Origin of the sequence: Mesorhizobium sp. M1342 (assembly GCF_040317955.1) — a bacterium.
In the GTDB taxonomy this organism is placed as follows: Bacteria; Pseudomonadota; Alphaproteobacteria; order Rhizobiales; family Rhizobiaceae; genus Mesorhizobium.
This window is the reverse complement of sequence record NZ_JAMYLI010000038.1, coordinates 46162-59562: the sequence shown is the minus strand read 5'-3', so window position 1 is coordinate 59562 and position 13401 is coordinate 46162. Positions and strand designations below refer to the sequence as shown.

Below are 13401 nucleotides of genomic sequence, written 5' to 3'. Positions count from 1 at the left end.
TGAACATTGGCAATAGCTGGCTATCCCCTTCGCCTCACGACTTGCTCAGCAAGGGCAGCACCAAGGGCATCGGCAACCACAACACCGCGTACTGGACAAACGACAAATTCGACATGCTGCTGTCGGAGATCGAGGTAACCGTCGACCTCAAGAAGAGCCAGGAGCTGGTCGATCAGGCAGCGCGCCTCATCTACGCAGAAGCGCCATACATCGTACTGAGCTACCCCTTCTCGCTCGACGCCCGTCGCAAGGATTGCTTCGAGGGCTGGGGGACAGAGGACATTATGTCGGCATGGAGCTACTTTCCATTCGACCGCCTGAAGCCGATCTAAAATGGCCCTAGTAGAAAGTCACACCATGAGGCGGCGATTTTGGCACATTCTCCTCAGGGCGGTTGTAACGCTTCTGATGGTGTTGATCCTGAACTTCATCTTATTCAGGATCGTTCCGGGTGACCCCGCCACCCTTCTGTTGAGCGGAGCGCGCACCAGCGTATCCGTTGAGCGGATCGAGGCCCAGCGCCAGCGCTGGGGTCTTGACCGGCCGCTCGTCCCGGACCAGGTACTCAATTACCTGTCCACAACACTGAGTGGCGACCTCGGCTATAGCTTCAAATTTAGGGGCCAGCGTGTTGTCGACCTGCTTCTGGAACGGCTGCCTGCCACCGTGGCCCTTGTCGGTGTGGCGCAAGTCATCGCGATTGTCTCCGGGGTCATGCTTGGCATCTACGCGGGCTGGCGGCGGGGAAGAGCCGTCGACCATGTCGTTACGGGTACCTCTCTGGCCCTCTACTCCACGCCGCCGTTTTGGCTCGCCATGCTCTTAGTGTTGTTCTTCAGCGCGGCATTGGGCTGGCTTCCCGGCTATGGGGCATATTCGCCGAGTGCGGCGAACACCGTTCCCATTGATTGGCTGGTCGACCGTGTCCGCCATCTCTTGCTTCCTGTCTCCGCGGTAGCGTTAGGGCTGATAGGGCAATACGTGCTGGTCGCTCGCGCCGCAATGAGCGAGGTCGTCACGGAGGATTACATGGTGACGGCCCGGGCAAAGGGACTGACAGCCGGCCAGATGCTGATGCGCCATGCCTTCCGCAATGCGATGCTACCGGTCGTGACCTTGGTGACGCTCAATCTCGGCTACGTGGTAGCGGGTGCGATCACCGTCGAATCCGTGTTCGCATGGCCGGGGATCGGCGGCCTGACGGTTGAGGCGCTCAACGCGCGGGACTACCCGACCCTTCAGGGGATCTTCTTGTTACTCGGTACATCCATTGTCTTCGCGAACCTGGTTGCCGACCTCACCTACGGCATTCTTGATCCCCGGGTGCGCCAATGACCGAGGTTAAGGTTTCTCACCGCCGTTTCGGGCGGCGCGCAATCAAGGCATTCTTCCGCCAATTCCTTAGCCACGGAGGTGCTTGGGTCGGGTTGTCGGCTCTAACGTTCTTTCTCGTCCTGGCAGCCGTCCCCGGTTTGCTCGTCGGGCCGCTCGAAACAGCAGCTACCGCAACCGGCGATTTCCTGGCGCGGCCTGACAGTCAGCATCTGCTGGGCACAGACGAAGTCGGGCGGGATGTGCTCAATCTGGTTGTCCACGGTGCCCGGATCTCGCTGATGATCGCGCTGATGGCGACCGCGATCAGCCTCATTGTCGGAACCACGGTCGGCATGACCTCTGGTTACTTGGGAGGCTGGCCGGATGTCTGGCTGATGCGCATAACGGATTTCTTTTTCATCGTGCCTTCCTTCTTGCTGGCGCTGGTCATCACTCCCATGGTTCTCGAGGTTGTGGGGCGTGGCCGGGAGATCCTTGGCTTCCGTCCCTCTCTCTTCGTGATCGTTGTTGTCATCGGCTTGACGAGCTGGTCCTTTATTGCTCGGATTGTCCGCAGCCAGACGCTGTCGCTCCGGGAACGCCAGTTCGTTGATCGCGCTCGGGTCGCAGGCAGCAATGATCTCAGTATCATGGTTCGGCATATCCTGCCCAACCTTGTGCCGCAGGTCGCAGCTAATGGTGGCCTGGTTGTCGCCAACGCGATCTTTACTGAGACCGCGCTCTCTTTTCTTGGGCTTGGGGATCCGCTGCAGCCTTCATGGGGCACCGAGCTGTTCCTCGCGCAGCAGGCCGGCGCCGCAAGCGTGGGAGCTTGGTGGTACTTCGGCGCGCCAGGCCTGTGCGTGCTCATCGTTTCGCTTAGCTTCGTTTTGATTGGCAATGCCCTCGACGACACATTCAATCCACGGCGGAGGGTGATCCCATGACAAACTCCTCCCAAGACAAGGCACCACTTCTGGAAATCGACCGGCTCTCCGTCGAATATGGGCTCAAGGGCGCTTCATTGCGAGCAATCGACGGCGTAAGCTTCGCGCTTCATGCCGGAGAGGCCGTTGGCCTCGTCGGTGAATCGGGCAGTGGTAAGACCACGACTGCGATGGCGATCGCTGGTCTACTTTCGCCCAACGCGCGTGTCAGCGGCGGCCAAGTGCGCTATCGTGGTAACCGACTACCGATTGATGATGATGCCGCGATGCGGCCACATCGCTGGAGCGAAACATCTGTTGTCTTCCAGGGCGCGATGAATGCGCTCAATCCCGTTCACCGTATCATCAAGCAAATCGCTGAGCCTTGCATACTGAAACTCGGGATGCCAAAGGCTGACGCAATCGCCCGAGCAAAGGAGCTGCTCGAGCTCGTCGGCATTCCGGCCGATCGCGGTTCCGCCTATCCCCACGAGCTATCGGGCGGTATGCGCCAAAGGGTGATGATTGCCATGGCGCTCGCGTGTCGCCCCTCAATCATCATCGGCGACGAGCCGACCACGGCGCTCGACGTCATAACACAGGCTCAAATTCTTAAGCTGCTGGGTGAGTTGCGATCGCAGCTTAGCCTTGCCCTTATTTTAATTACTCACGACCTTTCTGTCGTGGCTGAGTGTTGCGATCGCGCGATGATCATGTACGCCGGCCGGATCGTCGAGGATGGAACTGTCGCTGAGATCTTCGCCCAGCCCAAACATCCCTACACCCGCCTGCTGATCGAATCGATCCCTAACCCAGCGAGCGGCAAACGGATCATTCGGCCCATCCCCGGTGATCCCCCCAACTTGATGAACCGGCCGTCAGGCTGCGCCTTCCATCCGCGTTGCCCGTCGGCCATGGAGATTTGCGCGACCGAGGTCCCCACCCTCGATAAGTTCGAGCGGGGACGCGTCGCCTGTCACCTTCACCGGTCCTCGCAAGAAGACAAGGTCGCAACTCATGCCTGACACCGCCGATATCCTGCGTCTTGAGGGCCTGCAGGTCCATTTCCCGATCCAGGGCGGGGTCTTGGACCATGTCCTCGGAAGACACCGCGGCGCCGTGCGGGCGGTAGACGGGATCGACCTCACTGTCGGGCGCGGGGAGATCGTAGCACTGGTTGGCGAATCGGGGAGTGGCAAGACGACGGTAGGCCGTGTCATTGCCAAGCTCGTCCAGCCGACTGGCGGCAAGTTGCTGTTCGAGGACCGCGACATGACGTCGGTGCGAGGCTTCTCGGCGTTGCGTCCTTACCGACGTCGCGTGCAGATGATCTTCCAAGATGCTTATCAGGCACTCAATCCCCGACAGAACGTATTCGATATCGTCGCAGAGCCGTTGCGGTCACTGCGGCTGGTCAAGGACGCCGGCGAACTCGCCAGCCGAGTCAGCGAAGCGCTTGCGGCCGCCGGGCTCAATCCTCCCGATGAGTTTTTCGCGAGGTTTCCACACGAGCTCTCTGGCGGACAGCGCCAGCGGGTCGTGGTAGCTGGTGCGCTCGTAGTGAACCCGGAACTAATCGTTGCCGACGAACCGGTTTCGATGCTCGATGTCTCAATCCGCGCACAGATTCTCCAGGTCCTTATCGGGCTGCGTGAGCGGCAAAATCTGACGCTGGTGTTTATCACTCATGATCTGCCACTTGCTTGGCTAATAGCCGATCGGATTGCGGTGATGTACCTTGGGCGGCTGATTGAGATCGGTACTGCCGACGACATCACGTTCCGCCCCCGCCATCCGTATACCGTCGCGCTTCGCAACGCCACGCCACAGGTCAGCCGAGACCCAGATCGCGGTGAACTGGCAGCCCTGCAGGGCGAGGTCCCAAGTGCTGCGCACGTGCCGAAGGGATGCCGTTTCCATCCGCGTTGTCCGCTAGCTTTCGATCGGTGCCGGCAAGAGGAGCCGTCCGCCATCGAAGTGGGATCGCAACACATGGCCGTCTGCTGGCTTGCGAGTGATCTGCCCGTCACCGGGGACCTAACCCCGCCGGAGAATCACCATCCGAGTAACTAGATGCAACGATGTTGCGCTCGCGCCACCAAGTGCGGCAATTCGCCACGGTTTCGACGAAGTTGCGACCGCACGGTACCGATACGATGGTTTCGCACGCGCGCGAACGGCGCGGGCTCTATAATGGCATGAGGTCAGACGGCCTGCCTGATCGGCGGGCTTGTCGGCTTCGCGCAGGCGCTTAACGGCGTGCGCGGATCTCATCATAGCCAGGCCAAAGACAAGTGCACGACGGGGCGCGTATGCTGCATGGTAGGACCCGCCGCTAAGCGGGAAGCCGTCGCGCGTCTGCAAGATGATCCCGCCCTTCGGGGAGGCAGCGCCGGCAGCAATACACTGTGCTTGGAGTGATCGGCGCCGGCGAGGATGCGCAGAAACGTTCTGGCTAGGTATGGCGGCATTCTGTAGAGCGACTGCTACAATGGCTTTCGAGCCGCTCATTGTTGCCGAAAAGAAGCGGTGCCGATCACTTTTGCCATACGCATCCGCGCCGCAAGTTCTTTGAACTGGCCGATCTCCAGAAAAAACGGAAAGGCAAGCAGATCTCCCCGATCGCCCTATAGGCTGTCAAACGCTTCGACGCGTGGTTCGACGTCGATGGCAGATCAACGGATTAAGCGCCGAAGAACGACTGGCTGCAAGGCAGGAAAAGAGTAAAGCCGCTGTTGGACGACGTGCAAAGAGGCTGAAACGGGAGCGTGCTATGCTCAGCAGATCCTCAGAGGTGATCGAGGCGATCGACTATATGCTGAATCGCCGGGATGGTTTTGCCCGGGTTCCTGGACGATGAGCGGATCTGTCTCACGAATAAGGCAGCAGAACGCGCGCTGAGAGGAATTGCTCTGGGAAGGCGCAACTGGACCTTCGCCGGTTCCCAGCGCGGCCCGACCGCGCCGCCGTCATGCTTACCCTCATCACCAGGCTCCCCTCAACGACGTAGACTCGAAAGCTTGGCTCGCCGCATTGCCGATCTTCCGATCTTCCCACCTCGTCTGCACGAACTACTGCCCTGGCAATAGGCCGTCATGGGCGTGTCGGAGCGTCGGGCCTGTTCCGTCGTCGGTGCCGATCGCAAGAGGTCCGCTACCGGTCCCGGCGTCCGCCGGAGACGGAGCTGCGCACAAGGTTCCGCGACCTTGCCAACGAGCGCCGCCGCTTCCGCTATCGATGCCTGTTCATTCTGCTCCAGCGAGAGGCGAGCCATCAGGGGTCAATCGCGTCTACCGACTCTACCGCGAGGACGGCCTGACGGTGCGCAAGCGCCGGGCGCGACGACGAGCCGTCGGCACGCGGGCGCCGATCCTAGTCGAGGCAAAGCCGAATGCGCGCTGGTCGCTGGATTTCGTGCATGACCAGTTCGCCTGCGGCCGGCGCTTCCGCGTGCTCAACATCGTCGACGACGTGACGCGCGAATGCCTTGCCGCGATCCCGACACCTCGATCTCCGGCTGTCGGGTTGCCCGTGAACTGACGGAACTGATCGCCCGCGCGGCAAGCCGGACATGATCGTTTCCGACCACGGCACAGAGTTCACCCGAACGCAATCCTCGCCTGTTCGAAGGATCACCGCGTCGAATGGCAGGCATCGTCTACAACCTTGCCTCGTCGATCTTGCCCGCCACTATGGTTTCCATCCCGAGGCGGCCGGTATCGCCTTCGCGGATCACAGCCGTCTTCATACGGTCGTAAAGCACTTCGCCAGGAGCGCCGCCCAGCGCCTCGAAAGCCCCAGCATGGCAGCGCAAGACAGTCGGCGGATCCTGCTGGACGACCAAGCGTGCCAGATAAGGCGAATGAAGCCAAGCACCATGGAGAATAGCCAGACGATTCTCGGCGTGGTCGGCTCATCGGCAAAGACGACATTGAACTGGGCGAACTCGACTTGCGCTTGCTCGCCGGGCGCGGTCTCGAAGCGAACCTCGTATCCACGCTCCGCCGCGGCAGGACGGACGTCGCGCAGGAAGTCGGTAAGGGCCGTGTAACCGCCGCCATAGCCGAGGTCCTTCAGTTCGCGGAAGAGCCGGCTGCCGGTGAGCCTGGGATATCGCGTGACCCGTTCGCAAAGATAGGCTGTGAAGGGATCGAGCACCGCCTGACGCGGCTTGCGCGGTCCGTAGGCCGGAGCCTGGAGCCCGCGGGCAATGTATTTTGCGCACCGTAGTGCGGTCGATCCCGCGCTCTCCCTGGCGATCGCCGACACTGACAGGCCCTGCCGAATGATGACCGAAATCCCTCTCCCGACCATCAGGAGAAGCATCAACGATCGCGCGCCGCCGGTCTCCCAGCGCGCTCCGGAAGACCGGCGCCTGCGCTAAGCTGGGGAAGATTCAAACGGCACTTCTGGGGAGTATTGAGCCGGCATCGACACAGCTCGCGCGACACCGCCTGCGGCAGAGCGGCCGAGATCGTCATCAACCGTGCCGATGCAAGACCAGCCGAGTGCCACTAGGCGACCGCGCATCGCATACTGCAGGCGGCTCTCAAGATTGTCCTGATGGGCCGAGGACTGCCGCAATTACAGGATCGCCTAGCGGTCCAGATGGTGGGGCCAGATCTTCTCATGCATCATGGCGCGCCTCCTCCCGTCGAACGGCGCGCTCGCCGTCCGCGTGCTCGAGGGTCAGGCGCACCATCAGCGTTGTCAGCGTCAGGCGTCTCTTCCGGCAGCGCCGCCATATGGCATCTGCGCGGTCGGCGCGAAGGCCGCCGGGGCTGGTGGCCGAGCGAGGAATGGGCCCCTGCGGTGTTGAACAACACGACGAGAGAACGCCCACGGACCGAGGAACCCGGGCTTCTTTATCCATGGCATCCCTGGGCCAGGCGTCCTGTTCATTCATGAGGTGATCGAGAAGGTTAACCGGTAGGTTTTCCGCTGCAGTCGCTCTGGCCACCCCTCCGATAGGTGGCTGGAGGTTCCGGCCTGGATGTTTGATCGCGCGGTCTGCACCGCGTGGCGCATTGCCGCTGCCCCACATGTCGATCCCAGAACGCTTGGCGTCTTGGTGACACTGCTGCAGGACGCGACGGCCAATTCCCACGCCCCATCGCAATGGAGGTTCGGGCGTAGCATCGGGTCCTCACGACGCGAATGGGGGGAGGTCCATGCCGCGCCAGCCCACGACATATCAGTTCGATCTGTTCTCGAACCCGCACGATGCGCCGGAACCCTCGCCCCAACCGGCTCCGACGCTGCGCTCGATGGAGGCTTCGCGTCTCCGCCGGTTGCTCCAACCGCGCCATACGGCGTAACGGAAACGGCCGAGGCTCTAATCGCCGATGGATGAAACTTCAGGTAGGCCACTTTTCCTGAGGTGCCGGCACGTGACCGCGCTCTGCAGCTGGGCTGGCCCCATTAACTCCTGTTGTCGATCTGGCCGGCCGACCGCGCCGACGTGACTTCGGATTGCCAATGAAGGCTGAGATGATCACGCCACTCATAAAGACGTTGGCGACCGATGCCAACCTCATCTGCCAACCTGCTGACGGTTTCGCCCGCCTCCATGCGTCGGAGTGGCTCCAGCTTATGGTCATCATGAATAACTCTTTGCCTTCCGTGCCCGCAGTTTCCTCTCTTGGCAGGGAAACTGTCCGCGATTTTTTGTGTCTCAGTCCAGAGGTGCACTCCTTTCGTGTCCGCGACTTTCCGAAACCAGCAGTACGATGTGGTCTACGGGATGCCGATTCCGAAGTACCGCGTGTGGGCGACACCAAGTATGCGATTGACCAAGCTCGAGAAGCTGTGTCCGGCAGTCATCGCGGCTCGGACATAAGAGGAGTCCATCGCGAGCCCCGGTGCGTTGATCTCCAGGACAAAGGGCTGGCCGGAGCGGTCGAGCCTAAGGTCGACGCGGGCATAGTCCCGACATTGGCAGGCACGGAAGGTCGTAACCGAAATATCCCGCAGCACCGCCGCAAGCCCGCCCTCGATTTGCGCCGGGCAAATCTTCGGCACCGCCGCGGCCGCCACAAATTTCGCCTCCCAAGTCATAAGACGCGTTTCGCGGTCGCCGAAGTCACACTCCACGGGAGGAAACACCTCCGGCTCTCCGTTTCCCAGCAACGCGAGGTTGATTTCCCGCCCATCGATGTATTCTTCCACGAGCGCGTCCTGCGCATACTGCGTGACGATCGCTTCCACGGCATGCCGTAACTGAGCGGGCTCATGAACGAGCTGCAATCCCAAGCTGCCACCTTCGTAACGCGGCTTCACTACCACTGGGAAGCGCAGGTCTCCGGCGCTCTCCGTGCCGCGACGCATCACACGAAAATTCGGCGTCGGCACCCCGCGCTCGCGGATGAGCATCTTGGTGACGACCTTGTCGGCGCCCAGCCCAAACCCGCGCGGGCCCGATCCGGTGTACGGAACGCCGGCCATCTCGAGCATGGCCGGAACGTGGGTATATCGGCTCTCCCCCTGAATTCCGCCCCATGCCCAGTTGAAGACGATTCCGGAGGGGCGGGCTTCCGGATCGGGGGGCATGAATTGCTCTAGCGTTCTGAGCAGTCCTTTATCGCCTTCGCACAGCAGCGTCTCATGGCCGCCCTCTTTTAATGCCGCCACCAGGCTCTCGACCATCTCGCGATCGTCGTACTCGGGACTAGGCTGACCGAACCGGTTAATCACGCCCGCATGATCATGGTTCCACACCACGGCTACCCGCATGAGCTTCTCCTTGGATGTCATGCCCGCTGTCACGTTCATTCGCTCGGATCAGGTTGCTTCGAGGGACAGTTCGTCTGGACCCGCCCCTTCACTGTTTCCCATGCAATCGGCATGCCACGGAAGGGTTGCGAATAAGAGGGGCAAACCATGTGTTTCGCACCGCGACTTCGGTCCCTTGCGCCTGAGGATGTCGGGTTCCGGACATAGATGTCTCAACCACATGGCTGAAGTTGCCGATCAATTGCAACAGTGGTTGTGCGCTAGCGACGCACGCATACGACGAAGGCCGGCTGATCCGAACGCGCGCGAGGTCGCGGCGGCTCTATGATGGCGTTGCGTGAAGGTCAGACGGCCTGCTGATCAGCTTCGCGCAGGCGCTTCCATTGCCCGCGCAGCAGTCGTGCAGACGCGAGGTGGGAAGATCGGCAATGCGGGCCAGGACGTCGGCGAGGCAAACTTTCGGGTCGACGTCGTCGAGGCGTACCGAGGTGATGAGGGTAAGCATGACGGCGGCGCGCCCGGCGCCGCGCTGGAACCGGCCAAGGTCCAGTTGCGCGCTTATGACGAAATCCTACTGGCCACCTTTACTTTATGGCCTTCCTTTCAAAGGGTCTCGAGTGCGAAGCTATACGTGCAATCAGTTCGATAACGGTCATTCCATGACTCTGAATGGCCATATCCAAAATACTACCCTTCGCCAACCCCGGAATATAATTGCATTCCAAAAAAAAGACATCGTCATTCGGCGCAACCACAAAGTCGAATCTGGAAATGTTACAAAGGTTCATAGAATTTGCGATTTGCCTAGTAATATTTTTAATCCGATTAGAAATCGTACCATTTCCGTCAATCAACCTTTTCACAGCGAGGTTTGCGTTGCTCTTCTCAGCTGGACCAAAAAAATGATTTTCAGTTTCAATCTTGACAACCGGCAGAGGTGTCACTTCGAATAATTCCATTATACAACCGCAAGAATATTCATCCCCGAAGATGAATTCTTGGAATAGCACTGCAGTGTCATACCTGAGCACGTTAAGAACAAGCTCTGTGATCTCCGCTTCGCGCGCTGCCGGATTCGGAAATAGCGCAGTAAACAGCGATAAGCCCAGCGAGTTGGGCTTTACTACAACCGGACCTCGAAACGACCGTGCGATTCGTATTGCATCGTCTAAATTCCTGGAGTTTATTAGCCTCGTCGCCGGCACTCTCACGATCCCAGCAGGCAACAGCGAGGAAACAAATGACGACATTGCATATTTATTCATCGTTAGCGATGCGACTTGCGGGTCACCGAACGTGCCTTTTAGGCCTGAAAGCGCTGCAATCGTCTGAGCTCCCCCGTCTTCGCCAAACTGCCCATGCAACAAATTGACAACATATTCCTTGCGCTTCTCAATATCTTCTATCGCGTTTATTAGCTTACTGCCAGGAAGATGATCGAGGTTAAGAATGCAGTCTTGCAGATCTGAAGATGTAAAACCGTCATGGAATTGAACTGTACGAACCAAGCCATCTTGCCTGCTTATGTGATACAAGTGTCTTATGCAGAATGGCCGATGGTTGAGCGGAATAGAAATAAATGAGGAAATACAGTTTTTTAGGGAGGATATTGACGAATCATACTCTGTAGAATATCCGCCGAACATGAAAGAAACATCAAGAGTCATTTGTCGCTTTTCCTTAACCGTTCGCGGACACTTAGACGGTAGCATTCGTAGGCTTTTATGATACCTCCCAACTCTGGTAGGTTCTAGGATTGAAACTGATTGGGAAGCAGGCTTCGATTGAGTGAGCACCTTGCGTACGAAAATGCCGTCATACGCGAGCGTTCGCTGCGAGCGTACCGGTGTATGACTGCGTAATCGAGTGCAGCGTATGCGGTGGTGCGGCGCGAATGCCGTCTTCTGCACAGGTTCGTCAGCCAATGACGACAACCGGCCTCACGCACAAGATTCCTGACAGTCCCTTGCGGTCATCTATTCCGTGTCCCGCGCTTGTCATCGGGCGCTAGAATCCCGGCTATCCCTTCAGGCCTCGTGGAAAGAGGGTGACGATCATCCTGTAGCTCGGTCCTTACGACCGACGGTTCGTCGATCCCACCCCTCTCGCGGCTGCGGGTGGTGAAGGCCCGCAGGCGGCAACCCACTTTGCCCTCGAACGACAGAAGGCTATCAGACAAGCAGATTTGACTACTCCGGCTGCTTCGACCAAGTGCCTACATTCCTCGGCTGTGAAGGCTGCAAGGCAATTGGCCGCGGCCGACCAGTGTTCGTCTATGGATTGGGCTGCAGCTCTTCTCAAAAGGCATGCGTCCTCGGTCGTTATAAAGTTGTGCAACTCTCAGAGAGATTCGCGAGAGCGACCGGTAGCAGAATTCCGCTCCGTCCAACGTTCATCACAGGATCGAAGCTTGCGCGCGACTGAAAGCCTGCCAGCTTCCCACCGAATACATAACAGTCAATTCCATACGCCATTTTCTTGATCAAGCGACTTGGCGGGTGAAGAGCCGTGATCTCCCCTGGCCTGACGTGTTCCTGAACGACGTACGGGTTGACAGCGGCGCGATCAATGTGTTCTTCCCACGCCTCTGAAGATGTGAGACACCCTACCAAGACATGCTCGCCACGCGTCGCGTTAGAGGGCTTGAGAACAAGATTGACCCTGTTCTTCCGGATGTAACTGATCAGATCGGTCTGACGCCGCTCGGGGTCAGTTGTTACTCCCGACCTGACAAGTCGGGTCCATGGAATGTGGCGCGCAATTAGCGCGATCTGCTCCGCGTTGAAGTGCGAACTGAATCGGTCATCGCTGAGCAGGGCAAGGATCGCCTTGTCGGACAATATCCACTGGGAAATCCACGGATTTATAGAAACGACCTCTTGCGCCGCGCAGGCATCTAAATAATCTTTAGGTTCCGTGGCTTCAATGAGGTCCCTTGGATCAAGCTTATTGTAAACAAGTTCGATCAGGTCGCCGTCCGGTCCAACTAGCCCACGAGGTGTTCGCTTCATCGCGCTGGCATCTAGCAACGCTGCTTTGACACCCGCGTCTCTCAGGCCATTCACAATCCAATCTACTTCGTTTGTATAACGGCCGCGAAAGTTCACTACGGCAGCAGTTCTAAGTTCGGCGCCAGTCGCAGAGCTATAGGCAGACACCAGCTCCCGGACAAAGCAGGTCGGATCTTTGGCGAAAGGCTGCCGCCCACTAGCGTCGAGTGACAGGCCATGTGTCAATGGGTTTGGTATACGGCTCCAGACCTGCGCGGCGAGGCCGTTCTGAATAACGCCCCCAGGCGATTCGGCGTTGGTTTCAATTATTTTATAATATCCATCGCTGCCGACAAGGCCATCCAATCTGCATATCGTTGCGATCGGGCGATGTTTCGGGAGATCAGTGATTAAATGCTGCACAGGTTTATGAGCGGGAAATAGGTCTTGTACTTCTTCATTGTGGCAATAAAGCTCAGCGGCGACGTCGAGGAGCTTAATCACGGCCTCACTGGTGGCGCTGAGGTGATTTGCCAGACCGCAATCCATCGCAAGCGGTCGAAGACATACAGGATACGTCCGCCCTTCAAAGTGCATGCCCGCCTGTGCTATTTCGCTGGATAGCTCGTCTTGAGCTTCCCAGATCGAGGCTAAATCGGAAGTTGCGATCTCGCAAAGTCGGCGCTCAATTTGTGTATCCGCCTCGCTGATTGCAGGCACCATCATAACTGTCATGGACACTTCCTGGATCGCGCGATCCGACAGATTGTTTGGGAGCGCACGGATTCTGCTCAATTGGCTCCGCCTCATTAGCAAGGTCGGAGTAACGTCGCGGACCATTTTGTGCTCGCTTGGTCGCTCGGGACTTGAAAGATAGAGTGTTGACCATTTTCAAGGAACTACCACATGTGGTGGCGCTGCGGCTTTGGCCGCTGTTCGGCGGTTCTCTGCGAGGACTGCGGCGGTAAGAGGCTGGTTTTAACCACTACTCCGCCTCACGCTCGACAGCCTCAGAGCTTTCTGGCCTTGGTTAGCAGGGCTGGCGTGTTGTGCCGGTCACGGTCGCTGCCGGACCTTATTACCGATCACGCCGTGCGGAGCTCATTCCTTAACCTCTGCGCCAATCTTCCAGCTGTTCGTCGTATCTGCAAAGTTCGAAAATCAGTGCGCGTCACGGCACTCCGGCCCGCAGCCGGACTGAAATTCCTGATGAATACATCGTCCTCCCGTTTGCTTAGCAGCGAAGGTTGAGTGACGTCGTTTTGGTGTGCCAAGTCGCTAGAGATGAACTCCGGTCCCGATCGGACGCGGACCGTGTTCGATGGCCAGTTCGTGGGAGTAGTAGCCCCAGCCAGTCCGATCTCGTCGAGGGGCGGGTGTGGGTGTTAAATGGGCACCGAAGTCTCCGCGTATTGGGCGGTCAATTTCCCTACCAGACA

The 13401-nt window shown here is 58.9% G+C and carries 7 protein-coding genes and 5 pseudogenes; 7 read left to right on the top strand and 5 right to left on the bottom strand.

Features of this window, described 5'->3' with window-relative positions; all coding sequences use genetic code 11:
* From NKH06_RS28805 to NKH06_RS28775, 7 genes and pseudogenes are all read left to right on the top strand, one after another.
* Window positions 1-332, top strand: a pseudogene (locus NKH06_RS28805) (ABC transporter substrate-binding protein); the annotation flags it as partial.
* A gap of 25 nt (window positions 333-357) precedes the next feature.
* A complete protein-coding gene (locus NKH06_RS28800; protein WP_352894811.1) occupies window positions 358-1335 on the top strand; it encodes an ABC transporter permease in 978 nt (325 codons plus the stop codon).
* Entirely contained in the window at window positions 1332-2261 is a 930-nt protein-coding gene (locus tag NKH06_RS28795) for an ABC transporter permease (protein ID WP_352894809.1), read from the top strand. The genes NKH06_RS28800 and NKH06_RS28795 overlap by 4 nt, the downstream gene beginning before the upstream one ends.
* On the top strand, window positions 2258-3265 hold the full coding sequence (locus NKH06_RS28790) for an ABC transporter ATP-binding protein (RefSeq protein WP_352894807.1): 1008 nt from the start codon (window positions 2258-2260) through the stop codon (window positions 3263-3265). The genes NKH06_RS28795 and NKH06_RS28790 overlap by 4 nt, the downstream gene beginning before the upstream one ends.
* A complete protein-coding gene (locus NKH06_RS28785) occupies window positions 3258-4313 on the top strand; it encodes an ABC transporter ATP-binding protein (protein ID WP_352894806.1) in 1056 nt (351 codons plus the stop codon). The genes NKH06_RS28790 and NKH06_RS28785 overlap by 8 nt, the downstream gene beginning before the upstream one ends.
* A 144-nt stretch (window positions 4314-4457) precedes the next feature.
* Window positions 4458-5329 (top strand): annotated as a pseudogene (locus NKH06_RS28780) (IS66 family transposase); the annotation flags it as partial.
* A pseudogene (locus NKH06_RS28775) lies at window positions 5330-5888 on the top strand (DDE-type integrase/transposase/recombinase); the annotation flags it as partial.
* A gap of 64 nt (window positions 5889-5952) precedes the next feature.
* Here NKH06_RS28775 and NKH06_RS28770 read toward each other — a convergent pair.
* The 5 genes and pseudogenes from NKH06_RS28770 to NKH06_RS28745 form a co-directional block, all read right to left on the bottom strand.
* Window positions 5953-6566 (bottom strand): annotated as a pseudogene (locus NKH06_RS28770) (IS21 family transposase); the annotation flags it as partial.
* 1410 nt (window positions 6567-7976) lie between these two features.
* The gene (locus tag NKH06_RS28760; RefSeq protein WP_352894814.1) at window positions 7977-8972 is read right to left on the bottom strand and encodes a D-alanine--D-alanine ligase family protein; all 996 of its coding nucleotides are present in this window, start codon (window positions 8970-8972) and stop codon (window positions 7977-7979) included.
* Between the two features lie 344 nt (window positions 8973-9316).
* Window positions 9317-9527, bottom strand: a pseudogene (locus tag NKH06_RS28755) (IS66 family transposase); the annotation flags it as partial.
* A gap of 29 nt (window positions 9528-9556) precedes the next feature.
* The gene (locus tag NKH06_RS28750; RefSeq protein WP_352894803.1) at window positions 9557-10639 is read right to left on the bottom strand and encodes a D-alanine--D-alanine ligase family protein; all 1083 of its coding nucleotides are present in this window, start codon (window positions 10637-10639) and stop codon (window positions 9557-9559) included.
* A gap of 654 nt (window positions 10640-11293) precedes the next feature.
* The gene (locus tag NKH06_RS28745; RefSeq protein ID WP_352894802.1) at window positions 11294-12697 is read right to left on the bottom strand and encodes a hypothetical protein; all 1404 of its coding nucleotides are present in this window, start codon (window positions 12695-12697) and stop codon (window positions 11294-11296) included.
* Window positions 12698-13401 lie beyond the last annotated feature (704 nt).

Coding starts and splice junctions, on each gene's coding strand:
- NKH06_RS28790 (WP_352894807.1), top strand. CDS start 2,258: ATGACAAACTCCTCCCAAGACAAGGCACCACTTCTGGAAATCGACCGG.
- NKH06_RS28750 (WP_352894803.1), bottom strand. CDS start 10,639: ATGACTCTTGATGTTTCTTTCATGTTCGGCGGATATTCTACAGAGTAT.
- NKH06_RS28745 (WP_352894802.1), bottom strand. CDS start 12,697: ATGACAGTTATGATGGTGCCTGCAATCAGCGAGGCGGATACACAAATT.
- NKH06_RS28795 (WP_352894809.1), top strand. CDS start 1,332: ATGACCGAGGTTAAGGTTTCTCACCGCCGTTTCGGGCGGCGCGCAATC.
- NKH06_RS28785 (WP_352894806.1), top strand. CDS start 3,258: ATGCCTGACACCGCCGATATCCTGCGTCTTGAGGGCCTGCAGGTCCAT.
- NKH06_RS28760 (WP_352894814.1), bottom strand. CDS start 8,972: ATGCGGGTAGCCGTGGTGTGGAACCATGATCATGCGGGCGTGATTAAC.
- NKH06_RS28800 (WP_352894811.1), top strand. CDS start 358: ATGAGGCGGCGATTTTGGCACATTCTCCTCAGGGCGGTTGTAACGCTT.